Origin of the sequence: Providencia sp. PROV208, assembly GCF_028479465.1 — a bacterium.
In the GTDB taxonomy this organism is placed as follows: Bacteria; Pseudomonadota; Gammaproteobacteria; order Enterobacterales; family Enterobacteriaceae; genus Providencia; species Providencia alcalifaciens.
In genome coordinates, this window is sequence record NZ_JAMPNS010000008.1 from 240,340 (window position 1) to 264,641 (window position 24,302).

Consider the following 24,302-nt stretch of genomic DNA (forward strand, 5'->3'; position numbering starts at 1 on the left):
CTATCATCAATAGGGGCACAATGCCCCTATTCCATCGTCTTAAATTAATACGCTGTACGATAACGAAGTTGTGTTCCCGCAGCCAACGCGGATTCATCACTATAATCGGTTGATAGCTCAATAAATCCTTGCAGCTCAGGAATAAATAATTTGTTATACCATTCTAAGTCAGAACGACGATGTAACTGACCGCTAGCAAAGTCGAGCGTTAAATATTGCAGAGCACCTCTGGCATATTCCGCCACAAGCAAACCATCATTGGCAACTTTCATATCTTGCAAATGGTTATAACCCGCCTCCCTGATCAACTTAAAATCACCATTTTGATACTGATACAGAGAAAATAATCTGCGCGAAGGCTCCTGCGCAATCAGGTAAATGTCCCCTTTCAGATTTTGGGCGGCTTCGTTGATACGAATCGGTAGCCACCGATGGCTCACCACCGTTTTTTGGGCAATATTGACCACCACTTCAAGGGAGCCCATTTCGTTACCGTAGCTATACCACATCACTACATTGCCATGATGCACAGCATATGAAAACGTGGAGTTGTCAGCGATCTCTTCAGGATAAAAGCGTTTCACTAACTCGCGAGGATTCATCAAATATTGCCATGTTAACCCTTTGTCTGCACTGGTAAAAATATTTTGACTATCTATCAGCACGTAAGGCTCACCCGGACTACTTTGGTAAATATTCCCAGTGATTGCCGAATAAACATATTCTCCATCACCCTCTTTCCAAGGGGTTAATGGTCCCACTGAATAGTCAGATAAATTCACGGTGCGATACCCACCCCGCACCATTAACAGACACTGAGTATCATCACACACCACATTATAAAAGCTGTTGTCATCTTGGGTGATGAAACGCACACCTTCTTGATTAGCAAATAACACCTGATAACGGTCTTCTCTGCCAGACGCATACGCATCGAGACGATTGTAATAATATGACGAGCGACGATTTTTCTGAGTAATTATCAGCGTGCCATTTTTCGCCGGATAGGTTTTGGCATAATCATAATCCGCAATATAGGCACTGCTCTCTTGGTAATTATCTTTCCATCTCCAGGGGCTATCATCCCCACGGAATACCAAAAATAGCGTCCCCCCTAAGCACACAAAAAAAATGGCGCCCGTCACCAGAAATCGCCAACTCAGAAATGGATTCATTAGCGTACCTCCATAACGTAACCATCTTTACCTTGTTGGCGACGTAATGTGCTCAAAATGGCTTGAGTTTGATAGTAGGCACGACCGCGTTTAGAAAACTGATAATATGCCGCCATCCCCAAAGCGATTAAAAAGCAGATGCCAAGTGTTATTGAGCTAGCAAATCCGATAAATATCAAATCATTATCCAGTAGATATAGCCAATCCCATGAGTCCCAGTGACCACCTCGGTCTTGAATCTCCATAATGGAAATAGCCCCAAACACTGCCAGCAACAATGCCAAAATAATGCCGGTAATCCACCATAATCCTAAATACAATCCTCGCTCCTGCGCCATGTTTCGAGCAGATAAGGTATAGGCTAAATTATCTTGATAGTTGAATACCCCAAACACCACGTTATCAGGCTGGTTTTCCGATAATTTAGAGTGATAAACCTCAACCTCATCACCCTGAGCCAGAAAAAAACTATGATTATTAAAGAAAGGTTTCGCGCCATCTAATTTTAAATTCAAATGGCTTTTATTCACCTGCAACTCGACTTCATGGCGAATAGTCGTATTGCCACGATAATAGTATTCAATAATATTGATGTTTTTGAGGTTAACGTTGCCCTTTGTCACGCTCAAAGATGGTTCAGGGGGCAATTTATCCAAAGTTGGGTTTATTTTAAGTGGTTTAGATTTTGGATTTTTAATTCCCTCAATCTGGATCAGATTTTCGCCAGACAATACCTGAAACTTACCATCAATCACCAAATCTAGGGCGCGCAAAATTGTTTTTCGTTTTCGACTAAAAATGGTGAAGGTCTGTGAAATACACATATACAACAAAACAGCCCCCGTGAAGGCAGCCATCGCGAGTAATGATGCAATAACAATTAACCACACACTATCTTCATCAGTAAACAGACAAAAATAGGCAGGTATAAAGAGAGCTGTAAGCCCTAAAGACAGCAGGTATTGTTTCACTAATCCTTTGTCAAACTTAAGATTTCTGTCTGGTTCCAAGCGTCCATACTCAGGATGATAAACCCAATTTAGCCAATAACTACCGTCATTCAGTTGTTCAGCAGAGATAATCAATGTGTCATCTTTTTGTAATCGTTCCAAAAATATTTGGCTATTTTCAAAATCCTCAGCATTGAAGAAAAACACTTTATCCGATGTAATTAGCCTTACCATGCCCATTGGTGAAACATGTTTATAGTCGCACTGGATTAGCTTAACCTGAAAATATTGAACACCCATTAATGATGCCTATTTGTTATAGTTAATTTAATATTATGATAATAAATAAAGGTATATTGCCCTAGTCAAAGTTGTCTTATAATAAAACAATTCGGATAATTACAGGTTAAAAGCCAAAACAGCAAAAAGTGGGTAAATACCTGTTTTACTCTTAAAATGAGACCCAACTCTAGTAAAGGAAATAATTACTGTTAGACTGGCGCCTATGCGTTATTTTGAATGCCATGAGTCCAAAAAAATAGATTATTTTATACCTACCGTTAACGACAAATTTGAATAAATGTGATGACATCAAAACCGGCCTACAAGCAAATTCAATCTTACATTTTGCGGAGTATTGATTTAGGGATTTTTAAACCCGAAACTCAAATCCCCACAGAGCTTGAGCTATGCGCCCAATTTAATGTTAGCCGTATGACGGTGAATAAAGCGATTTCTGAGCTGAGTCAGAAAGGTATCTTGAATCGTATTGCAGGGAAAGGTACGTTTGTCGCTACCCAAAAACATGAACTTCCTGTAACCAAAGCGTTTGATATTTTTGATGAAATTTCGGTTAGTGGAAATAAATATGCAGGTCACCAATTACAATTAAAGGTCATTCCTGCGACAGCAGACATAGCCTTTCAACTCGGTGTCACGGAAGGCAGTAACATTGGTTACTGTAAAATGCTGCATTTTGAAAATGATATTCCACTGATGTTGGAAGAACGCTTTGTTAATCATGAACTTGTTCCTGAATTTGTTCAGCAGCAGTTTGGTCATACTGAAACCCCTAGCGGCTATTTGCAACGCCACTTTCCTGTCAGTGAAATGGAGCACACGATTGAGGCTATCCTAGCAAGTAAAACGCTTGCTCAAGCCCTATCCATCAAAGAAAATGCCCCTTGTTTACAACTCAGCCGCCGGACATGGACAGGCAACATATTGATCAGTTACGTCAATATGATCAGCGCAGGTTCTCGCTATAAATTGAAATTACATTCTCGCATTGAAAACTAACTTTTCTGCCATAAAAAATGGGGCACTTCTGCCCCAAAACGACTGATAACACAATAATATACCTCGATAATTTCCACATCACAGAAATTACAGTGGTATCAACACATCAACATCACAACAAAACTACATACCTTGATAAATCGGTCCTTCTCCCCCTTGCGGTGCTGTCCACGTAATATTTTGCAGAGGGTCTTTAATGTCACAGGCTTTGCAATGCAGGCAATTTTGCGCATTTATTTGCAGTTTTTCCTGCTGCTGTATATTCACAACTTCATAGACCCCCGCAGGGCAATACCGAGTTTCCGGTGAAGCGTAAATGGATAAATTGACACGAATAGGTATTTCAATATCTTTCAAGCGTAGATGGCAAGGTTGCTCTTCCGCATGGTGAGTATTCGATAAAAATACCGATGACGGCTTATCAAACGTTAATTTACCATCCGGCTTCGGATAAGATATTGGCTCAAATTGGCTTGCAGGTTTAAGCCCTTGATGGTCATCCATTTTAAGCTTTAACGACCATGGGGTGCGCCCTTTTAATAACCATTGCTCAGCCCCAAATAGCAATGATCCGAGCACCAGCCCTTTTTTCATGTAAGGCTTGAAATTACGCGTTTGGTATAACTCATCATATAACCAGCTTTGTTCGAACTTTTGTTGAAACTGGCGGGTAAATTGCGTGTAATCGACCTGATCGTCGGCAAATGCTTCAAATAGTGCTTCAGCGGCTAGCATGCCACTTTTCACTGCGCAGTGACTGCCTTTAATCCGTGCCGCATTCAAGAATCCCGCATCATCCCCTATCAATGCACCACCGGGGAAACTTAATTCAGGCAGAGCAGGTAAGCCCCCAGCAACCATGGTACGTGCACCATAACTGATTCGCTCACCACCTTGTAGAAACTCACTAAATGCAGGATGGGTCTTTAAACGCTGGAACTCCTCAAACGGGGACAAATACGGATTTTCATAATTCAGCCCGACCACCAGCCCCACCGCAACCAAATTTTCCCCGTAGTGATACGCAAATCCACCTCCGTAGGTTTGATTATCGAGAGGCCACCCTACTGAGTGCACCACTAATCCCGCTTGATGCTGCTCTTTAGGGATCTGCCAAATTTCTTTTAAACCTAATCCATAAGTCTGCTTACCACGATTTACCGCTAAGTCGAAATGAGCAATTAACTGCTTACCTAGCTGCCCTCGACACCCTTCTGCAAAGAAGGTCATTTTTGCCAGTAGGTTCATTCCCGCTTGATACATAGCAGTGGGGTTACCCTGCTTGTCTAACCCCATATCCCCTGTGGTCACGCCCATCACCTGTCCTGCATCATCAAAAAGGATATCTGTGGCAGCAAATCCAGGAAAAATATCGACGCCAAGCTGCTCAGCCTCTGCCGCAAGTGCAGCACTGACTTGCCCAAGGCTACCAATCACGTTGCCATGATTTTTCAGGCAGGCAGGTAACAAAGCTAATGGCAGCTTGCTAGCTTTATGCTCCTTGAGCCATAAGAAGCGGTCCTCACCAACGGGCGTAAGTGATGCAGAAACCGTTTGTTGCCAGTCAGGTAATAGCTCGTTAAGACCTCGCGGGTCGATGACCGCGCCCGATAAAATATGCGCGCCGACCTCTGAGCCTTTATCGATTAAGCAGACACTAAGGTCTTTACCTGTTTCGCTTGCGAGTTGCTTAAGACGAATTGCCGTCGATAATCCTGCGGGTCCTCCACCGACAATCAAGACATCAAATTCCATTGATTCTCGCGTCGAAGACGCCGTGATATTGGCACTATTGTCGGTAGTCATGGTGTCCTTCCTTATGCCAGCGCTTTATCAAATGCAGGTAAGATCTCAAACAGATCACCGACGATACCGTAGTCTGCCACTTGGAAAATGGGGGCTTCTGGATCGCTGTTAATCGCGACGATCACTTTGCTCTCTTTCATGCCCGCAATATGTTGAATGGCACCGGAGATCCCAACCGCAATGTAGAGATCAGGCGCAACAATTTTGCCCGTTTGCCCCACTTGGTAATCATTCGGTACATACCCCGCATCCACTGCGGCACGCGATGCACCTACCGCAGCACCTAATTTATCGGCGATGGTTTCCAATAAGGCAAAATTTTCCCCCGAACTTAAACCACGCCCCCCAGAGATCACCACTTTGGCAGAGCTCAATTCTGCGCGGCTCATCTGCGTTAATGACTGGCTAGTCAGTTCTGAGAGTTGATTTAATTCTGTGACCACTACGGGTTCTATCACTGCGGGGGATTGGGTATCGACGGCACCAGAAAAAGCAGAACTTCTTACGGTGATCACAACTTGATGACCATTGTTTTGTACCGTTGCCAATGCGTTTCCGGCATAAATCGGGCGAACAAACGTTTGAGCATCCACAACCTGAGTAATATCTGAAATCTGAGAAACACCTAACGTTGCAGCCACTCGTGGTGCAATATTTTTACCAAATGTGGTCGCAGGGAAAATGATGTGGCTATACCCTTGTGCGACCGCAGCGACTGCGTTAGTCATTGGTTCCGCAAGGGCATGCTTCAATGGCTCGGCATCCACTGTGATAACTTTTTCTACGCCACTCAGCGTCGCCGCAGATTGAGCAATAGAAGCTATTTGGCTTCCAGCCACGAGGACATGCAAACCCCCTCCTTGTGCAATGATTTCGCGCGCAGCCGTTATGCTGTTATATGTTGAGGATTTAATGGTTTGGTTATCGTGCTCAACAACGACTAAAACGGATAATTGGCTCATATTCAGGCTCCCTATTAGATCACTTCTTTAGCTTGCAGTTCAGTGACTAATGCAATGGCATCATTCAACATAGTGCACTGCCCAGAACGTTTTTTTGGTTCAGTAATACTTAAGGTTTTCACTTGCCCTAATGGGCTGAAGTTCAATGTCGCCACATCAATAATATCTAATTGTTTTTTCTTTGCTTTCATGATGTTAGGTAATGTGGCATAGCGAGGTTCATTTAAGCGTAAATCCGTTGTCACAATCGCGGGTAACCCCATGGATAACGTTTCCAAACCACCATCAATTTCACGGGTGACTTGCAGCCTTGCACCTTCAACCACTACCTGTGAAGCAAACGTAGCTTGGGCGTAGCCTAATAAGGCTGAAAGCATTTGACCGGTTTGGTTGCAATCGTCATCGATAGCTTGTTTACCCAGCAAAATTAAATCCGGCTGTTCTTGGTTAACAACCTGCTGTAAAAGACGGGCGATATCCAATGGCTCTAATACCAGATCTACGGGCCGTTGAATCAAAATAGCTCGGTCGGCACCAATCGCCATTGCACTACGTAAGGTGTCCTGTGCACTGGCTTCGCCAATAGATACCGCGACAACTTCAGTAGCTTTACCCGCTTCTTTTAAGCGTACTGCTTCTTCTACCGCGATTTCATCAAATGGGTTCATTGCCATTTTTACATTCGCCAGCTCAACTCCTGAGCCATCCGCTTTAACACGCACCTTAACGTTATGGTCAATCACTCGTTTCACCGCGACTAAAATTTTCATAACCACTCCTATCACGCACTTTGTTGCATCTGTTGAATATTTAATTTTTTTAGGATGAAGGAGCCCATAGCAGTGAATTTTTTCACTGCTAGGACGCCATCACTGACTATTTTTATATTTGGAAAATTAAGATGTTATATAAGAAATAAATCTTATTTGGTTTCAGGTAATATCAAACTTGGCGCCACTGACATTGGCCAAATTTTAACAGCTGCATAGTAGATAATGCTGGTTGCCACTAAGCCGACAATCCATGAAATATCCACGCCGCCTAAGCTTTCCACCAACGGTCCGGTATAGAATCCTGTCGCAATAAATGGCATCTGGATCAACACACCTACCACATAAGTGATGATCCCCACCTTATTCCAGCGACCATAGCGGCCATTCGGATTAGATAATTGCGGTACGTCATAACGACCTTTGGTTACCCAGTAGTAGTCCACTAGGTTGATGGCACTCCATGGTGTAAAAAATGCCAATAAAAACAGTAAGAAAGCAGAGAATAATTTTAAGAATGAGTGCTGTCCCGCAAGCCCAAGTATCGTCGAGAAACTCACCATAAGAATAATAAAGAACAGTCGCTGACCGCGGGAAATTTGCTGCTTACCACGGAAACCACACCAAATCGCCGCCATCGACATAAAACTACCGTAAGCGTTCAGCGCAGTGATAGTGACTTTACCGAAGAAAATACTGATATACAGTAGCGCTGCAATTAAACCGGTACTCCCCAGTCCAACAATGTAGGACACTTCGTGACCTGCAAATTGGTTGCCTGCCAGCGCGGCGGCAAATACCCCAAGGATCATAGAGGCTTGGGTTCCAATTACTGTACCCGAACCTACCGCTAAGAAAGCTTTAATGGTGGGAGTTTTAGTCGGCAAATAGCGGGAATAATCCGCAACGTAAGGACCGAAAGCAATTTGCCAAGACGCTGACAATGACATTGCTAGCAGAAAATTTGTCCAATCAAAGTGACGGTTTGCCAATAATACAGAGACGTCATTCATATAGAACAAACGGAAGAACAGGTAGAAGAATGCGATAATACCAACGACACTCGCCACTTTACCTAAAATATGAATAATGCGGTAACCACAGATAGTGATACCAATGATCACTATCCCAAAAATCACGATCCCCATCCAGTCGCTAACGTTCAGTAATTGCCCAACGGCTTGCCCTGCTAATACCGTACCGCTAGCAGAGAACCCAACGTACATCATACAGACCAATAAAATAGGGATCACCGCACCATAAACCCCGAACTGAACGCGGCTGGAGATCATTTGCGGTAAACCTAGCTTCGGCCCCTGCACTGCGTGGAGCGCCATTACCGCGCCTCCCAGTAATTGTCCGATAAACAAACCGATCAACGACCAAAATACATCCCCACCCAACACGACCGCTAACGCCCCGGTGACGATTGCCGTGATTTGTAAGTTCGCACCAAACCATAATGTAAACTGGCTCGATAAGGTGCCATGTCGCTCAGATTCAGGAATATAGTCAATGGAACGTGCTTCGATAAGTGGAACGTTATCTTGGCGAGACTGCTTTTGCCCGATGATATCGTTGGAAACTGTCATGGTAACTCCTCTTTAAGCAAGGCTGGCTTAAAGAATGGACCAATTAGCCGTCAGCAATGGATTCTCTATGCGGTTAGGCACAGGCATTTGACGCGATGCAGGTATTTTATTGTTATATCTACCCGTCATTAATAATTGAAATACATTCTTAAACCTGATTGTTGTTGTGTTTTTAAGTCCATGATCCTGTTGTCAGGGTAGTGCTCCTGTTATTACTTAGAAACCCCGATAAGTCCTGTCTTACCTATCGGGTCGAACCTATCAAAATTAAGCGTCGAGAACGGCGCGAGAAATAATGATTTTTTGAATTTCTGACGTCCCTTCAAAGATACGCAAAATACGGGCATCTCGTACATAGCGCTCTAGGGGTAGATCACGAATATAACCATACCCACCATGTAGCTGTAAGGCCGCATCGGTAACAAAACCCGCACATTCCGCAGCAAACAATTTTGCCGTTGCTGATTGCAAACTAAAACGTTGCCCAGAATCACGCAGTTCAGCCGCATTCCACGTCAACATGCGAGCAGCTTCTAATTGTGTGTGCATATCAGCAAGCTTCCACTGTGTTCCTTGGTAGGCGGCCAATGGCTTCTTACCTATTTGGCGCTCTTTCACCCAACCTAATGTGCTCTCCATCGCTGCGCGAGCAATTCCCAGAGAGGTGGCTGCCACTTCCACTCGCCCTTTATCCAAGACTTCCATTGCCGTGTGAAATCCTTTGCCTTCCTCCCCCAATAAAGCCGATTCAGGTAACCAACAGTTGAGTGCTAACTCATAAATAGTGCTACCACGCAGGCCCATGGTTTTTTCTGGGTGAGAAAACGCCACACCTTCAGTGCCTTTCGGGATCATAAATGCACTAATGCCGCGGGCACCCGCCTCAACATCTGTTTTGGCATACAGCACAATGAAATCAGCTTCTTTAGCATTGGTAATATAGTGTTTATTACCACGAATTCGCCAACCACCATTCTCACGGGTGGCGGTTGTGCGCATGTCGGCGGGGTTTGAACCCGCAGCGGGTTCTGTCAATCCAAACGCACCCAGCAATTCCCCACTCGCTGCTTTCGGTAACCAATCATTTTTTTGCGCTTCAGTGCCACCAATCAAGATTGAGTCTGTGGCTAAAAAATGTGCGGTGAGTGCTGATGATGTTGAAGCACACGCTGCCGCCACCGCTTCAACGATCATGCTCATCGCAATGCTACCGATACCAAAACCACCGTATTGCTCGGGTAAGTTAATCCCCCAACACCCCATTTCACCCAATGCAGTTAAGCTTTCCGCACAGAAAATCTCTTCTTCATCATAGCGTTGAGCGTTCGCTTGCAGGATATCGCGGCACACTTTTTCCACGGCATCTACAATCGCGTATTCCGTTTCGTTAATCTCAAAACTCATTGCATCGTCTCCGCACTTTTCATCATTGTTGTTGGCTTATAACGTTCATTGCCTTCCCCAAGAACTGGGGCTCTTTGGGTCACTTTCGGTTTCACGCCATTAAAGAAAACTGGCTGAGAAATCAGTGGAGTACCGCCATCGTTTAAATGGGTTAATACTTGGCGTACTTGAGCATGCTCACTTTGTGTGGCTTGCTGTAAATTGTGGATTGGTGAAGCAGGTACTCCCGCATTGAGCAGTAAATCGCACACTTCCTCGACGCTTTTTGTTCCTATCCAATCTTCAATTTCTTGGCGCAATGCGGCTTGGTTAATAGTACGAACAGGGTCATTTAAATAACGCGAATCTTGGGGTAATTCCGGCTTCTCCATACATTCACATAAGCGTTGGAAGAGTTTTTCGCTCGCGATCGCTATCACCACTAAACCGTCTTTCGCTTGGTAAGTATCAAATGGTGTTGAAACTGGATGGCGATTACCCACCAAACTTGGGGCTTTACCATTCGCAAATAAATTCGACAGTCCGGTAAGCTGCATGCTGAGTAAGACATCCACCATCGCCACATCAATATATTGAGCGCCTTCACCGTGACGTTCGCGAGCAAACAGCGCGCTGCTAATCGCCCATGAGGCAAATACGCCTGCGCACACATCACCAATGGATTCACCGCTACGTGTCGGTCCCGATTCGGGGAAGCCTGTCACACTCATCAATCCAGACATTGCTTGTGCCACAATGTCATAGGCTGGGTAACTTGCGAGAGGACTGTTTTGTCCAAACCCTGAAATGCTGGCGTAGATAATATTAGGATTTAGCTGTTTAACACTGTCGAAATCGATCCCAAGACGCTTGGTCACGCCAGGACGGAAGTTTTCCACCACCACGTCACTTTCTGTGATCAATTGGAATAAAATCTGACGATCCGCATCCGCTTTAAGATCCAACTCAATACTGCGCTTCCCGCGATTGATCAATCCGTAATAAACACTTTCACCATCAATAAAAGGCCCCAAATGACGGCTATCATCACCGTGATCAGGGACTTCAATTTTGATCACTTCAGCACCCAAATCTGCCATCATTCCGGTGCAATAAGGTCCTGCTAGTACACGGCTTAAATCAATCACTTTGATCCCCGCCAAAGGTCCGTGTGGTTTTTGGGTCGTTGCCGTATTCATCATGAATTCCTTATGTGAGGCTAAAAGGTGCCGACTCTATTGAACCGGCATTCGACATTACTTAACCATCGGCAAGTTAAGCCCTTGCTGTTTCGCACAATGAATAGCGATGTCATAACCTGCATCTGCATGACGCATTACCCCAGTTGCAGGGTCATTGTGCAGTACGCGAGCAAGGCGTTTGTCTGCCGCATCAGTGCCATCACACACAATCACCACACCAGCATGTTGCGAGAAGCCCATACCCACACCACCACCGTGATGTAAGCTAACCCATGTTGCACCACCCGCAGTGTTCAGCAGCGCATTCAGTAATGGCCAATCAGATACGGCATCTGAGCCATCTTTCATCGATTCGGTTTCTCGATGTGGGCTTGCGACAGAGCCGGAGTCTAAGTGGTCACGACCAATCACCACTGGACCTTTCAGCTCGCCATTTTTCACCATTTCATTAAATGCACGCCCTAATCTTTCACGATCTTTCAGACCCACCCAACAGATACGAGCTGGCAAACCTTGGAAAGCAATACGCTCACGCGCCATATCTAACCAATTGTGCAGATGCTTATCATCAGGGATCAGCTCTTTCACTTTCTGGTCAGTTTTATAGATATCTTCTGGATCACCAGACAGTGCAACCCAACGGAAAGGACCAATGCCTTCACAGAACAGAGGACGAATATAAGCAGGCACAAATCCTGGAAAATCAAAAGCGTTACTGACCCCTTCATCTTTTGCCATTTGACGAATGTTGTTGCCGTAGTCAAATGCTGCTGAGCCACGTTTTTGCATTTGCAGCATGGCATCAACTTGCACCGCCATACTTTTCTTCGCCGCTTTAGTCACTTCAGCGGGTGCGCTTTGTTGCTTGTCACGCCACTGAGCTAATGTCCAACCTTGAGGCAGATAACCATGAACGGGATCGTGGGCACTGGTTTGGTCAGTGACTGAATCTGGCGTAATATTGCGTTTAACTAACTCGCTATACACATCCGCCGCATTACCTAATAAGCCGACTGACACTGGCTGACCGCTCGCTTTCGCTTCTTCGATATAGCCTAGAGCCTCATCCAAAGACGTCGCTTTTTTATCGACGTAACGCGTTCTTAAACGGAAATCGATACGGCTTTCATCACACTCAACCGCTATCATGCTAAAGCCTGCCATCGTTGCGGCTAATGGCTGAGCGCCCCCCATTCCACCTAAGCCCCCCGTCAGAATCCAACGACCCGCTGGGTTGCCATTAAAATGCTGTTTTGCGAGTGAAACAAAGGTTTCATAAGTGCCTTGAACAATCCCTTGTGAGCCAATGTAGATCCACGAGCCTGCTGTCATCTGCCCGTACATCATCAAGCCTTTACGATCTAATTCGTTGAAATGATCCCAGTTAGCCCAATGGGGTACGATGTTTGAGTTAGCAATTAACACTCGCGGAGCATCTACATGCGTTGGGAATACCCCCACCGGTTTACCTGATTGCACCAGTAAGGTTTGATCATCTTCGAGGTTTTTTAATACGTCTAAAATTTTGTCGTAGCATTCCCAATCGCGGGCGGCACGACCAATTCCACCATACACAACAAGACTTTGTGGATGTTCGGCAACATCAGGATCTAAGTTGTTTTGGATCATGCGATATACGGCTTCGGTCAGCCAACTTTTGCAGCTCTTTTGGCTACCGTGCGGGGCACGGATCACACGTGTTGCATCTGTACGGTTTAACATTGTTTTATCCCCTATCCATCCACTTGGTTTAACGCAAAATTAACAATTTTGGTTATTTATCATTGTTGAGATCATGGCGAACAGACAGTTTCTAGGCAGTGAAAATATTAAAACTTACTTTTATTATCAATAAATTAAATAAAAATAATAATGGCTAGATACTGTCTTTCTGCTTGGTTTGCTTAGTTGATAATTAAATATATATACATTTAGTTCACAAAGTATATACATTTAAATTTGAATTTTTGTCTCAACAGTGGAGAAGGAAGATGAAGAAAAGTTAGACAACAATAACTAGGATGCTGTTTCTACACAGAAACTTGTATATACATTTAAATTTTTATGCAGAAACAAGCAAATAACAGAAATGAGAGAAACCTCACATTAACTACGCAGCAGTTACAGCCGATACACACCTTTTATGCTTACCACCACTTATTAGTAGCGAATAAATTATACTTTTATATAACTACACTCATCACTATACATAGTGGATATAAGAGATTCGCTTATCATTCTTTTTTGCAATATTTAATAAGCTAACTCGTTTAATATACGATCAATTCATGATTAATTAATAAACTATGGAACAATTATGTCTAAATTAAATCAAGTTTCAAACCCATCAATTTATTCCGCCAATCAATCAGAAAATACAATTAAAAATAACCATATAAAAAAAACCAATCAAAGCAATCTCTCTTTTTGGGATAAATTTAAAAATTCTTTTAAAAAAGAAATACCCGCAGTAACGCAATCCAATACTCAATACCAAGCTACGCAATTTTTAAATGAAACTTTTGAAATTCCTAAAATAGCGGAGATGGAAACTAAAGATAGCGCGGTCGTTTATCAATGGAATGAAACGCTAGAACCCTACCTACCAAACAGTGCAGACCAGCGGGTTGAAACTCATAATCCTAGAGATGCAGATAAACTACCAGAACAATTTCTCAAAGATTTCAATCATATAAACTACACCATGACATGTTTAGGTTTAGAAATGCCCGAATTTAGTAACCAATTTACGCAAGAAGAAAGATTGCGATTTTTGATTGAATTTGTCACATTTCCACACGCGGAAAAACTGTGCCAAATTGCCCATCAAGGCCATCTTGCAGAGCCTTATATTACTCTGACAATGAAAAATAAAAATTATGACTATATTATTCCTCAGTCAAAAGAAAATGATAAATTAACGATTAATATCGAGAAAACGGAAGATAATAATTACATCATCACTTCTAGAAATGAATATTATTTAAAGCAAATACAACCAGAGAAAATATTAGAAAATACGGTACTTTTTACCGAGAGAAAAAGTTACCTAGTCAGTCATAATAATGGTGAATTAACTCAAGATCCAAATAAGAATTATTTATTAACCATAAAAATCACTCAGAAGTATAATTAATCTCTATGAAATAAAATACCCCATAAATATCTAATCTATTTTATGGGGTATTTTTATCCAAATAATATTAGATTATCCACCTAAATATGCACTACGCACGGCTTCATTTGCTAATAATGATTTTCCAGTATCTTCCAGAACAATATGCCCATTTTCTAGCACATAACCTCGATCAGCCAGTTTCAAAGCTTGGTTAGCATTTTGCTCCACAAGGAATATGGTCATCCCCTCTTCCCGTAGCTGCAAAATTGTGTCGAAAATTTGCATAATAATAATCGGAGCCAACCCAAGAGATGGCTCATCCAGGAGCAATAACTCCGGCTGACTCATCAAGGCTCGCCCAATAGCCAGCATCTGTTGCTCACCACCCGACATGGTTCCTGAACGCTGGCTGCGGCGCTCATGCAACCGAGGAAATAGCGAATAAACGCGATCGATACGCTCATGGTACTGCTGGCGATCCGCGAAAAAACCGCCCATGGCGAGGTTCTCTTCGACGGTCATACGAGAAAAGACCCGACGACCTTCTGGCACCAATGCAATGTCTTTACGCATAATTTGCGGCGTCGGTAGCTGAGTAATATCCACCCCACGATAAAGTACCTGACCGGATGATGCTCTAGGATCGCCACATAAAGTACTGAGTAGCGTCGTTTTCCCTGCTCCATTCGCGCCAATCAGGGTGACTATTTCCCCTTTTTGTATATTCAAGCTGACGTTATGCAGCGCCTGAATTTTCCCGTAATGGGTGGAAACTTGTTTAAATTCCAACATTAATAAGCTTCTCCCAAATAGGCTTTGATGACATCAGGATGCTGCCGAATTTCATTGGGTGTACCATTCGCCAAAGGCGTACCTTGGTTTACCACATAAATACGGTCAGAGATCCCCATCACCAATTTCATATCATGTTCAATCAATAAAATAGAGACGTTATGGTGGCTACGTAATTCGGCAATCAGCTCATCCAGATCGTTAGTTTCTTTGGGATTCAGTCCTGCTGCGGGCTCGTCCAACATCAAAATTTCAGGGCGTGTCACCATACAGCGTGCTATTTCCAAGCGGCGCTGCTGACCATATGCCAAGTTACCAGCTTGACGATTCGCAAACTCGGAAAGATTGACGCGCTCTAACCAGTTCACCGCGTTATCCAATGCATCCGCTTCTGCTCGACGAAATGCGGGCGTTTTTAGTAATCCTGAAAAGATGCCATTTTTAAGATGCTGATGCTGAGCAACCAGTAAGTTTTCAATGACCGTCATCTCTTTAAATAAGCGAACATGCTGAAAGGTACGGATGACGCCTAGGCGAGCAATAGCTTGCCCAGGTAGCCCTTCTAGGTGTTTATCACGATACAAAATAGCTCCGCTGGTTGGCTTGTAAAACCCGGTTAAACAGTTAAATATCGTGGTTTTACCCGCACCGTTGGGACCAATCAACGAGACAATTTCCCCTTGGTTTAGCGTGAGCTCTACATTATTCACGGCTAATAAACCACCGAAACGCATCGTTAAGCCACTTACTTTCAATAAAGGTGTCGTTGATATCATGCTCCGCCTCCTTGTGCGCTTTTCAGCTTCATTTGGCGGCGCTGCATCGGTAATAAGCCTTGTGGGCGCCAGATCATCATTAACACCATCAATGCACCCAGTAGCAGCATGCTATATTCGTTCAGATCGCGCATCATTTCCCGTGAAACCACTAAGATGATCGCCGCTAAAATCACGGACATTTGCGATCCCATTCCCCCGAGTACCACGATCGCTAACACAAACGCAGATTCAGCAAATGTGAAGGACTCCGGACTGATAAAGCCTTGCCGTGCAGCAAATAATGCACCTGCGAACCCTGCAAATGTTGCACTGATGGTAAAGGCGGTTAATTTTATACGCGTTGGGCTTAACCCTAATGATCGACACGCAATCTCATCTTCGCGCAGCGCTTCCCACGCGCGCCCTAATGGCATACGCAGTAAACGGCTTATCACGATTAACGTGAGCACGACCAACAGTAACGCGACAAAATAGAGGAAAATGATCCGGTCACCGGGGTTATAATCCAACCCAAAAAAGTGGTGAAATGTATCCCATCCATCCTTTGCTGTACGGCTAAACTCTAAACCAAAAAAGGTGGGTTTTGGCAGTTGGCTAATCCCATTCGGTCCCCCTGTGATGTCCGTATTATTTAATAATAAAATACGGACAATCTCCCCAAATCCGAGGGTCACAATTGCTAAATAATCCCCTCGCAGCCTCAGAACAGGGAAGCCCAATAACAACCCAGCTAATGCCGCCGTTAAGCCGGCAATCGGTAAGCTTTCCCAGAAACCGAAATCATAATAGTGATTAAGTAAGCCAAAGGTATAGGCGCCGATAGCGTAGAAGCCCGCATAGCCGAGTACCAATAACCCGGATAACCCAACAACCACGTTTAAGCCTAACCCCAGCATCACGTAGATTAAGGTTAATGTGGCAATATCGACGCTACCACGAGAAACCATAAAGGGCCAAATAATGGCACCAACAATAATGGCAATGCCGATAATTTTTTGTCTGAGCGAGCCGCCGTCAAAATCTGGTAACGCCCACGATTTTTTGGGCACGCCTTGCCACACTTTGCTTAACGCGGGGCGAATTAATTGATACACAAAGATAATGGCGATGCCGACGAAGATCCAATTCCAACGAACGTCTCCCCCAGATTCCACAATCAGCTTAGTGCCATCGAGGCCTAATTTTAGCCCCATCATAAATACCGCTAAAATAAAGAAGGTGACGGAGGCAATAATGGCGCTGATCCAATTTTCTTTTCTCATACTTTTTCGACCTCCGGGCGACCCAGAATGCCAGTTGGCATGATCAACAGAACACCAATCAATAAACCAAATGAAACGACATCTTTGTATTCCGTGCTTAGATATGCAGAGGTCATCGCTTCCGCAACCCCCAGAATCAAGCCGCCTAGCATTGCGCCAGGAATACTACCGATTCCGCCTAACACCGCCGCAGTGAACGCTTTCATTCCTGCCATGAAACCAATATATGGGTTAATGACCCCATAAAATTGCCCTAATAACACACCCGCCACTGCCGCCATCGCTGCACCGATCACAAACGTCAGGGAGATCACACGGTCAGTGTTAATGCCAAGCAAGCTCGCCATTTTTAAATCTTCCGCACAAGCACGGCACGCACGCCCCATACGGGAGTAGCGGATAAACAGGGTTAATGCCAGCATGGCAAGGAAAGTCACTATCCAGATAGTGAGCTGCATTTTGGTCACAATGGCAGAGAAGCCATCGCTTTCACCAATGATCCACTGTCCGGTGATCAAACTCGGTAATGCCAGATCTCGTGATCCTTGAGATAAACTGACATAATTTTGTAAGAAAATAGACATCCCGATCGCAGAGATCAGCGCAATCAAGCGTTTAGAATGGCGAACTGGGCGATAAGCAACTCGTTCAATGCTCCAACCGTAGGAACTCGATACCACAATGGCTGCAACAAAGGCTGCCGCAACAAGGATCCAGCCCACATCAATACCGAGCATCATTAAGCCCGCGATAACAATGAACGAAACGTAGCTACCAATCATATACACTTCGCCATGGGCAAAGTTGATCATTCCGATGATGCCATACACCATGGTATAACCGATAGCAATCAGCGCGTAAGTGCTTCCTAACGTTAAACCATTGAGGAATTGCTGAATAAAATACAGAATTTGGTCTGACATAAGATTATCCTTTCAAACTACTGTCCCTCTATGGAGAGCAGAAGCTGGAAGCCTGTTTCCAAGCCTCCAGCTCATCACTGAATACTCAATTTCTCAATCAAAAATGAGAATTACTCTTGTGCAGTAGAGGTTCCGTCTTTGTGCCATTCAAACACACCGAATTCGAAACCTTTCAGGTCACCATTTGGCTGCCAGCTCAATTGCCCCATCACAGTATCCACTGGGTTTGCTTTTAAATCTTTCGCAAGAACGTCGGGTTCCTGACTTCCTGTGCGCTGCATTGCCGTGGTTAAGCCTTGAATTGCCGCATAGGTTGTCCAAACAAACGGTCCTGTCGGATCTTCTTTTTTGTTTTTAATCGCATCGACGATGGGTTGGTTAGCAGGTACTTGATCATAACGTTTTGGTAACGTCACCAGCATTCCCTCGGATGCATCACCCGCAATATTAGAAAGTGAAGAGTTGCCGACACCTTCAGGTCCCATAAAACGAATATTCAAACCTGATTGTTTCGATTGACGTAAAATTTGCCCCATTTCTGGGTAGTAACCACCGAAATAAACAAAATCTACGTTCTCTTTTTTCAGCTTAGCCACCAGCGCAGAGAAATCTTTATCTCCCGCGGTAACCCCTTCAAACATCACTTCTTTCACACCCGCTTTGTTCAGACTTTCACGCACTGAACGTGCTAAACCTTCGCCATATTGTTGTTTATCATGAACCACAGCAATGCGTTTCGGTTTGATTTTTTCGATAATGTATTTTGCTGCCGTTGGACCTTGGTCAGAATCCAATCCTGTGGTACGCATGATTAACTGATAACCTCGCGTAGTTAAATCAGCATTGGTTGCAGCAGGGGTAATCATCAGAACGCCTTCATCTTCATAAATATCTGAAGCTGGCTGAGTGGAAGAGGAGCACAGGTGCCCAATAACGTGTTTAATGCCATCGTTAATCACTTTGTTGGCGACGGCAACCGCTTGTTTTGGATCACACGCATCATCATATTCAACGGCAACAAGCGTATCCCCATTAATGCCACCTTTAGCATTGATATCTGCAATTGCTTGGCGAGCGCCCGTAAATTCCATATCCCCATACTGTGCCACAGGACCCGACATTGCGCCCACGACTGCGATTTTAATCTCTTTCGCCCATCCGGCTGGACTTAATGCCATTGCGATACAACCTGCTAATAATGCTTTATTACTATTCTTCATTCGTGCGTCCCCGCCATCAATATTGTGTGTATGATTGTGAGTGTTTGTGATTGATTTATAATCAATTATTATCGTTGACAGGTTCAATGCCTGATATTTCAAAACATAGCCAATAAGGCTATATATTTCAGACCATTAAACAAGAGAATTATGCTAAATAGCAAATGAATAGAGTAGGTATTTACATCAATTACAGAATAAAAACCTAATGATAAAACGTGTATTTTTTGTAAATACTAGTGTTATATTCCAGTTAAATTTAGCTTAATCCGAGTGAAACTCGGAAAATGCAGAGAGACCAAATTTTTCTCTTTAAAATTAAAAAATCGGTTACAGATCACTCTGCTGTTAGAATAGCGTGTAACATGCACCATGAAATGGATCAAAATAAATGAGACTAACCATCATTCCTCTGGTCAATCCTACTGAGCAACAGTACATCGACCTCTCGAAGATCTGGATAGACCAGAATCGGTCACAGCTTATCCAAAACCTTGAGTCTGGTGTGCAATTTTATGGCGCTCGTTTTAATGAAAGATTACTCGCAGCCGCTAAAGTGTCTATTCATCAACAACAAGGGGTTATTTATGATTTTAATGTTCGTGAAGTGACACGCCGACGAGGTGTAGGTTTGTACCTTTTACAAGAGATTTGCCGTCAATTACCTGAAATTCACACTTGGATCTTTAACTTGCAAGGTATCGAACCACAAAACAAAATCGCCCTAGAACAATTTCTTTCAGCCTGTGGTTTTCGCCCAACAGAAAACGATCAAAACTGGCAGAGACATATCGAGCCATTAATATGAAACTTAATAAAATTCATCACGTTGCTATTATTTGTTCTGACTTTACTCAGAGTAAGCATTTTTATTGTCAGATCCTTGGGCTACAGCTACTCTCGGAACATTACCGCCCAGAAAATGATTCATGGAAAGCAGATTTAGCTTTTGGTGAGCATTATCAAATTGAACTGTTTAGTTTTGCAAACCCGCCAAAAAGGCTCAGTTATCCAGAAGCCGCAGGTTTACGTCATTTAGCGTTTGAAGTGGATAATATCGAGGAGTGGATTGCCTATTTGGCAAAAAATCAGGTGATTTGTGAGGCGGTACGCCTTGACCCTTATACTCAGAAACGTTTTACCTTCTTTGCAGACCCTGATGGGCTACCGTTAGAGCTCTATTCCCGCGAATAAACGTTATGACTGAATAGTGGGTGAATGAGTTATCTGCATTTATATTCCATGCTAATGACAGCAAAAATAAATGCAGATAATCTTTCATGCAGATATCCTATTGAAAGGATTACATCTCGTCGTCTTCATCTTCCATAGCCAAACGAAGTTTCTTCATGGCATTTTTTTCAAGTTGACGAACACGCTCAGCAGATACACCGTACTTATCAGCAAGTTCCTGCAATGTGGTTTTATTGTCATCATCTAACCAGCGAGCACGGATAATATCTTGGCTACGCTCATCGAGCGATGCTAATGCATCCGCTAAGCGGTCAGTTGCATGACTTTCCCAGTTATCATCTTCAATGGTATTTGCAAAGTCTGAAGCCTTATCCTGCAAATAAAGCACAGGTGCAACTGGACCGCCGAAATCACCGCTATCATCGTCGTCGGACATATCAAATGCCATGTCCTGCGCTGCCATACGGGATTCCATTTCGAGTACATCTTTTGTACTTACGCCCAGTTCTTGTGCAACCATATTGACTTCATCTTGGTTAAACCAACCAAGACGTTTTTTATTCTTTCTTAAATTAAAGAATAACTTACGTTGAGATTTTGTCGTGGCAACTTTAACAATACGCCAGTTACGTAGAACGTATTCATGAATTTCAGCTTTGATCCAATGTACCGCGAAAGAAACCAAACGGACACCCACTTCAGGGTTAAAACGACGCACAGCCTTCATCAGACCGATGTTGCCTTCCTGAATTAAGTCAGCTTGTGGCAAACCATAACCTGCATAGCTACGCGCAATGTGAATCACAAAACGCAAATGAGATAAAATCAGTTGCTTAGCAGCTTCGAGGTCACCATCGTAATGCAGCCGTTCAGCAAGTTCCTTTTCTTCCTCTGCGGTCAGCATAGGGTAAGCATTGGCAGCTCGCATATAAGCTTCAATGCTTCCTTGTGGAACAAGCGCTAATGATTGCATATCTTTGGTCATTAAGATCCTCTATGAATTGTACTGAAATGGGAGAGATTCGATACAGACAAACCGTAGTTTATCAGCTTAGCCCCGTTAAATAAATTATATACAAGAATAGTTAACAGCAGGTCAATATCTGACACTTAATTAGAAAAGAAGTTCGCAGAATTTCAGTTTTTCCATCGGTGCCAATACGTTAGCACCGATGGAATAAATAACATTATTCAGGTCTGAAATGACGTAAATGTTGTAATGTTGCCAGCCATGCGGCTACCCAACCCACAATCGCAGACATTAGGATAATCAGCAAGGATTCTTCCCACAATAGCCCTTCAATGTGGAATTGTGTCCCGAATACACTCGCAACTTGCGCCACTAGATCCGATAGCTGCCACACTAACAAAAACGTCATAATAAGGGCAATGACCGCACCGAGGGCGCCTAATACAACTCCGCCATTTAAGAATGGACGCATAATAAAACCATCGGTTGCCCCAATGAGTTTCATCACATTAATCGTATCGCGACGAGCAAAGATATTTAACCGTACGCTGTTTCCAATCACTAAAAACAATGAAACAATCATCAAAATGCCAATCACAGATGCTACTTGCCCCACTAACCTCGTTAGTGCCGCTAACCGAGAGAACCAGCTATCATCCATTCGCACTTCTTCAATACCGTTAACTTGACTTACGCGGTCACGCAGTGTTGTCAAAGCATTAGATCCTTCAAAGTCCAATTTTGGCGTAATGATCGCAACGGCAGGAAGTGGATTTTCTTCTAACATATCTAAGGCGGTACTAAAGCCAGACCAGCTACGGAATTCAGATATCGCTTGATCACGAGATAAGTAATTCACATGCGCGACACCGTCCAGAGCTTCCAGCTGAGTCACTACATTTTGTCCCCCTTGTTCATCGAGAGACTTATCCAAATAGACTGTCAACTGAGGTGTCGGATACCATTGCTCAGCTGCTTGGGAAACGTTTTTCCAAACGATATAACACAAACTTGGCAGCGCTAATGAAATAGCAATCACCATTACCGTCAAAAAGGTTGCCAAAGGCTGCCTTAGCATATCAGCTAACGCATTTAACCAAGAGTAGCGCCACTGTTCACGCCAACCACCTTTGAGTGCTTTGCTTTTCGATTGCATGGTACGTTCAGGCTTCGCTTTGCGGACATTCTTAGCCATGTTGACCTCCAAGCATTCGACCTTCGCTTAAGGTCAAAACACGTAAGTGACGACGTTCAATCAACGCAATATCGTGCGTTGCCATTAAGACAGTCACGCCGACACGGTTAAATTCTTCAAATAAACGCATAATTCCTTCAGATAATTCGCTATCAAGGTTACCCGTTGGCTCATCGGCTAAAAGCATCGTTGGTTTATTCACCACCGCGCGTGCAATACCGACTCGCTGCTGCTCACCACCAGATAGCTGAATTGGAAAGTTTTTCGCTTTATCTAACAGACCGACTTTATCGAGTGCGGCGCTAACACGACGGCGAATATCTTCACTACTCGCACCTGAAATAATCAAAGGCATCGCCACGTTATCATAGACAGTGCGATCATAGAGCAGATGGTGATCTTGGAAAATCATACCGATCTGTCGACGCAGAAAAGGGATCTCTCTGTCTTTTAGTCGGCTGATATCGTGACCATTAAACAGAATATGACCCGCACTTGGGCGCTCAATACCGCAAATCAGTTTGAGTAATGTACTTTTACCTGCACCTGAGTGACCCGTTAAAAATGCCATTTCGCCAGGGCGTAGATGAAAATCTACCCCTTGAAGCGCTTGGCGGCCACCGCGATAAGCTTTACTAACATGTTCAAAGCGAATCATCGAAAATTATTCCTCTCGGGCAAATAGAGCCTCGATAAAGTCATCGGCTTTAAATGGACGTAAATCTTCAATACCTTCCCCAATACCAATATAACGGATTGGAATACCAAACTGGTCGGCAATTGAGAAGATCACGCCACCTTTTGCAGTACCATCGAGCTTTGTCAGTGTAATTCCTGTTAACCCTACGGCGTCATTGAAAATTTTCGCCTGGCTAACCGCATTTTGTCCAGTGCTAGCATCGAGTGTGAGCATGATTTCATGAGGTGCTGATTCATCAAGCTTTTTCATCACACGAACGATTTTTTTCAGCTCTTCCATTAAGTGAGCTTTATTTTGTAAGCGCCCTGCCGTGTCTGCAATCAAAACATCCGCGCCTTTTGCTTGGGCTGATTGAATCGCATCATAAATCACCGAAGCAGGGTCTGCCCCAGTATGTTGAGCGACAACGGAAATTTTATTACGCTCACCCCATACTTGCAGTTGTTCCACTGCCGCAGCACGGAAGGTATCACCCGCAGCCAACATCACCGATTTGCCTTCAGATTGATACTGACGCGCTAATTTACCAATCGTGGTGGTTTTACCCACGCCGTTGACACCAACCATAAGAATAACATAAGGTTTTTTACCTTCGATCACTAATGGTTTATCCACGGTAGATAAAATATCAGACATTTCTTCACGCAGCTTGCCATACAACGCTTCCGCGTCTTTTAGTTCTTTACGGGAAGCATGATGGGTTAAATTATCAATAATTTTACGGGTAGTTTCGACACCAACATCCGCAATTAATAACTGCTCTTCCAGCTCATCAAAAAGGTCGTCATCGATTTTTTTGCCTTTAAATAAACCGAGAAAACCCGAACCAAGATTCTGACGCGTTTTTAATAAGCCTTTTTTCAGGCGACTAAAAAAACCTTCTTTCTTTGGTTTTTCTTGTTCGATTGGCTGGGCATTTGCGGCTTCTTCCGCTTGTCTTTGCGCTTCTTCTTCCGCGAGACGTGCCGCTTCCGCTTCTTGACGCTCACGCTCTGCTTTTTCTTCAGCAG

22 protein-coding genes are annotated in these 24,302 nt (G+C 43.8%); 4 read left to right on the plus strand and 18 right to left on the minus strand.

Annotation, left to right across the window (positions count from 1 at the left end; all coding sequences use genetic code 11):
• Positions 1-44: 44 nt before the first annotated feature.
• Positions 45-1,175, minus strand: a complete 1,131-nt coding sequence (locus tag PR766_RS07585) for a hypothetical protein (protein WP_154636100.1) — start codon at positions 1,173-1,175, stop codon at positions 45-47.
• Positions 1,175-2,425: a hypothetical protein gene (locus PR766_RS07590; protein WP_154636099.1), complete on the minus strand. Its 1,251-nt coding sequence runs from the start codon at positions 2,423-2,425 to the stop codon at positions 1,175-1,177. The genes PR766_RS07585 and PR766_RS07590 overlap by 1 nt, the downstream gene beginning before the upstream one ends.
• Positions 2,426-2,710: 285 nt before the next feature.
• Here PR766_RS07590 and PR766_RS07595 point away from each other — a divergent pair, with 285 nt between their 5' ends.
• Positions 2,711-3,424 carry a UTRA domain-containing protein gene (locus PR766_RS07595; protein ID WP_036976076.1) on the plus strand — a complete coding sequence of 238 codons (714 nt, stop codon included), beginning with the start codon at positions 2,711-2,713 and terminating at the stop codon, positions 3,422-3,424.
• 123 nt (positions 3,425-3,547) lie between these two features.
• Here the strand turns inward: PR766_RS07595 and PR766_RS07600 are convergent, their stop codons facing one another.
• The 7 genes from PR766_RS07600 to hutU form a co-directional block, all read right to left on the minus strand.
• Complete coding sequence (locus PR766_RS07600; RefSeq protein WP_154636098.1) at positions 3,548-5,230, minus strand: electron transfer flavoprotein-ubiquinone oxidoreductase; 1,683 nt, start codon at positions 5,228-5,230, stop codon at positions 3,548-3,550.
• 11 nt (positions 5,231-5,241) lie between these two features.
• Positions 5,242-6,192 (minus strand): electron transfer flavoprotein subunit alpha/FixB family protein, encoded by a 951-nt coding sequence (locus PR766_RS07605; RefSeq protein ID WP_006659046.1) that lies wholly within the window; start codon positions 6,190-6,192, stop codon positions 5,242-5,244.
• 14 nt (positions 6,193-6,206) lie between these two features.
• Positions 6,207-6,962 carry an electron transfer flavoprotein subunit beta/FixA family protein gene (locus PR766_RS07610; protein WP_006662884.1) on the minus strand — a complete coding sequence of 252 codons (756 nt, stop codon included), beginning with the start codon at positions 6,960-6,962 and terminating at the stop codon, positions 6,207-6,209.
• Between the two features lie 152 nt (positions 6,963-7,114).
• On the minus strand, positions 7,115-8,554 hold the full coding sequence (locus PR766_RS07615) for a purine-cytosine permease family protein (protein ID WP_006659044.1): 1,440 nt from the start codon (positions 8,552-8,554) through the stop codon (positions 7,115-7,117).
• A 267-nt stretch (positions 8,555-8,821) separates the two neighbouring features.
• A complete protein-coding gene (locus PR766_RS07620) occupies positions 8,822-9,958 on the minus strand; it encodes an acyl-CoA dehydrogenase family protein (protein WP_036959938.1) in 1,137 nt (378 codons plus the stop codon).
• A complete protein-coding gene (locus tag PR766_RS07625) occupies positions 9,955-11,136 on the minus strand; it encodes a CaiB/BaiF CoA transferase family protein (RefSeq protein ID WP_154636130.1) in 1,182 nt (393 codons plus the stop codon). Before PR766_RS07625 ends, PR766_RS07620 begins: the two co-directional genes overlap by 4 nt.
• Before the next feature lie 57 nt (positions 11,137-11,193).
• Positions 11,194-12,861, minus strand: a complete 1,668-nt coding sequence (gene hutU / locus PR766_RS07630; RefSeq protein WP_006659041.1) for a urocanate hydratase — start codon at positions 12,859-12,861, stop codon at positions 11,194-11,196.
• A gap of 595 nt (positions 12,862-13,456) precedes the next feature.
• Here hutU and PR766_RS07635 point away from each other — a divergent pair.
• Positions 13,457-14,275: a hypothetical protein gene (locus PR766_RS07635; protein WP_154636097.1), complete on the plus strand. Its 819-nt coding sequence runs from the start codon at positions 13,457-13,459 to the stop codon at positions 14,273-14,275.
• Between the two features lie 72 nt (positions 14,276-14,347).
• Here PR766_RS07635 and livF read toward each other — a convergent pair whose 3' ends face one another.
• The 5 genes from livF to PR766_RS07660 form a co-directional block, all read right to left on the minus strand.
• Entirely contained in the window at positions 14,348-15,049 is a 702-nt protein-coding gene (livF, locus tag PR766_RS07640; protein WP_006659039.1) for a high-affinity branched-chain amino acid ABC transporter ATP-binding protein LivF, read from the minus strand.
• Positions 15,049-15,825, minus strand: coding sequence for a high-affinity branched-chain amino acid ABC transporter ATP-binding protein LivG (gene livG, locus PR766_RS07645; protein WP_036976082.1), 777 nt, complete (start codon positions 15,823-15,825; stop codon positions 15,049-15,051). Before livG ends, livF begins: the two co-directional genes overlap by 1 nt.
• Complete coding sequence (locus PR766_RS07650; protein ID WP_006662879.1) at positions 15,822-17,090, minus strand: high-affinity branched-chain amino acid ABC transporter permease LivM; 1,269 nt, start codon at positions 17,088-17,090, stop codon at positions 15,822-15,824. Before PR766_RS07650 ends, livG begins: the two co-directional genes overlap by 4 nt.
• Positions 17,087-18,013, minus strand: a complete 927-nt coding sequence (livH, locus tag PR766_RS07655; protein WP_006659036.1) for a high-affinity branched-chain amino acid ABC transporter permease LivH — start codon at positions 18,011-18,013, stop codon at positions 17,087-17,089. Before livH ends, PR766_RS07650 begins: the two co-directional genes overlap by 4 nt.
• A gap of 110 nt (positions 18,014-18,123) precedes the next feature.
• Positions 18,124-19,233 carry a branched-chain amino acid ABC transporter substrate-binding protein gene (locus PR766_RS07660; RefSeq protein ID WP_006659035.1) on the minus strand — a complete coding sequence of 370 codons (1,110 nt, stop codon included), beginning with the start codon at positions 19,231-19,233 and terminating at the stop codon, positions 18,124-18,126.
• A 391-nt stretch (positions 19,234-19,624) separates the two neighbouring features.
• On the opposite strand from PR766_RS07660, the gene panM reads away from it, so the two are divergent.
• Positions 19,625-20,041, plus strand: a complete 417-nt coding sequence (gene panM / locus PR766_RS07665; protein WP_006659034.1) for an aspartate 1-decarboxylase autocleavage activator PanM — start codon at positions 19,625-19,627, stop codon at positions 20,039-20,041.
• On the plus strand, positions 20,038-20,427 hold the full coding sequence (gloA2, locus tag PR766_RS07670; protein ID WP_006659033.1) for an SMU1112c/YaeR family gloxylase I-like metalloprotein: 390 nt from the start codon (positions 20,038-20,040) through the stop codon (positions 20,425-20,427). Before panM ends, gloA2 begins: the two co-directional genes overlap by 4 nt.
• Positions 20,428-20,536: 109 nt before the next feature.
• Here gloA2 and rpoH read toward each other — a convergent pair whose 3' ends face one another.
• The 4 genes from rpoH to ftsY all read right to left on the minus strand — a co-directional run.
• A complete protein-coding gene (rpoH, locus tag PR766_RS07675) occupies positions 20,537-21,412 on the minus strand; it encodes an RNA polymerase sigma factor RpoH (protein WP_006659032.1) in 876 nt (291 codons plus the stop codon).
• A gap of 202 nt (positions 21,413-21,614) precedes the next feature.
• Entirely contained in the window at positions 21,615-22,592 is a 978-nt protein-coding gene (ftsX, locus tag PR766_RS07680) for a permease-like cell division protein FtsX (protein ID WP_006659031.1), read from the minus strand.
• Entirely contained in the window at positions 22,585-23,250 is a 666-nt protein-coding gene (gene ftsE / locus PR766_RS07685; RefSeq protein ID WP_006659030.1) for a cell division ATP-binding protein FtsE, read from the minus strand. Before ftsE ends, ftsX begins: the two co-directional genes overlap by 8 nt.
• Before the next feature lie 6 nt (positions 23,251-23,256).
• Positions 23,257-24,302 (minus strand): signal recognition particle-docking protein FtsY (gene ftsY / locus PR766_RS07690; RefSeq protein WP_272518474.1); only part of this gene is annotated, 1,046 nt, incomplete at its 5' end.

What these genes read in the sequence shown, in the direction of transcription:
- PR766_RS07600 (WP_154636098.1), bottom strand. Translation starts at nt 5,230, where the DNA reads ATGACTACCGACAATAGTGCCAATATCACGGCGTCTTCGACGCGAGAA.
- ftsX (WP_006659031.1), bottom strand. Translation starts at nt 22,592, where the DNA reads ATGGCTAAGAATGTCCGCAAAGCGAAGCCTGAACGTACCATGCAATCG.
- PR766_RS07585 (WP_154636100.1), bottom strand. Translation starts at nt 1,175, where the DNA reads ATGAATCCATTTCTGAGTTGGCGATTTCTGGTGACGGGCGCCATTTTT.
- PR766_RS07660 (WP_006659035.1), bottom strand. Translation starts at nt 19,233, where the DNA reads ATGAAGAATAGTAATAAAGCATTATTAGCAGGTTGTATCGCAATGGCA.
- PR766_RS07595 (WP_036976076.1), top strand. Translation starts at nt 2,711, where the DNA reads ATGACATCAAAACCGGCCTACAAGCAAATTCAATCTTACATTTTGCGG.
- PR766_RS07650 (WP_006662879.1), bottom strand. Translation starts at nt 17,090, where the DNA reads ATGAGAAAAGAAAATTGGATCAGCGCCATTATTGCCTCCGTCACCTTC.
- ftsE (WP_006659030.1), bottom strand. Translation starts at nt 23,250, where the DNA reads ATGATTCGCTTTGAACATGTTAGTAAAGCTTATCGCGGTGGCCGCCAA.
- PR766_RS07620 (WP_036959938.1), bottom strand. Translation starts at nt 9,958, where the DNA reads ATGAGTTTTGAGATTAACGAAACGGAATACGCGATTGTAGATGCCGTG.
- hutU (WP_006659041.1), bottom strand. Translation starts at nt 12,861, where the DNA reads ATGTTAAACCGTACAGATGCAACACGTGTGATCCGTGCCCCGCACGGT.
- livG (WP_036976082.1), bottom strand. Translation starts at nt 15,825, where the DNA reads ATGATATCAACGACACCTTTATTGAAAGTAAGTGGCTTAACGATGCGT.
- gloA2 (WP_006659033.1), top strand. Translation starts at nt 20,038, where the DNA reads ATGAAACTTAATAAAATTCATCACGTTGCTATTATTTGTTCTGACTTT.
- PR766_RS07605 (WP_006659046.1), bottom strand. Translation starts at nt 6,192, where the DNA reads ATGAGCCAATTATCCGTTTTAGTCGTTGTTGAGCACGATAACCAAACC.
- PR766_RS07615 (WP_006659044.1), bottom strand. Translation starts at nt 8,554, where the DNA reads ATGACAGTTTCCAACGATATCATCGGGCAAAAGCAGTCTCGCCAAGAT.
- PR766_RS07590 (WP_154636099.1), bottom strand. Translation starts at nt 2,425, where the DNA reads ATGGGTGTTCAATATTTTCAGGTTAAGCTAATCCAGTGCGACTATAAA.
- panM (WP_006659034.1), top strand. Translation starts at nt 19,625, where the DNA reads ATGAGACTAACCATCATTCCTCTGGTCAATCCTACTGAGCAACAGTAC.
- PR766_RS07635 (WP_154636097.1), top strand. Translation starts at nt 13,457, where the DNA reads ATGTCTAAATTAAATCAAGTTTCAAACCCATCAATTTATTCCGCCAAT.
- livF (WP_006659039.1), bottom strand. Translation starts at nt 15,049, where the DNA reads ATGTTGGAATTTAAACAAGTTTCCACCCATTACGGGAAAATTCAGGCG.
- PR766_RS07625 (WP_154636130.1), bottom strand. Translation starts at nt 11,136, where the DNA reads ATGAATACGGCAACGACCCAAAAACCACACGGACCTTTGGCGGGGATC.
- PR766_RS07610 (WP_006662884.1), bottom strand. Translation starts at nt 6,962, where the DNA reads ATGAAAATTTTAGTCGCGGTGAAACGAGTGATTGACCATAACGTTAAG.
- livH (WP_006659036.1), bottom strand. Translation starts at nt 18,013, where the DNA reads ATGTCAGACCAAATTCTGTATTTTATTCAGCAATTCCTCAATGGTTTA.
- rpoH (WP_006659032.1), bottom strand. Translation starts at nt 21,412, where the DNA reads ATGACCAAAGATATGCAATCATTAGCGCTTGTTCCACAAGGAAGCATT.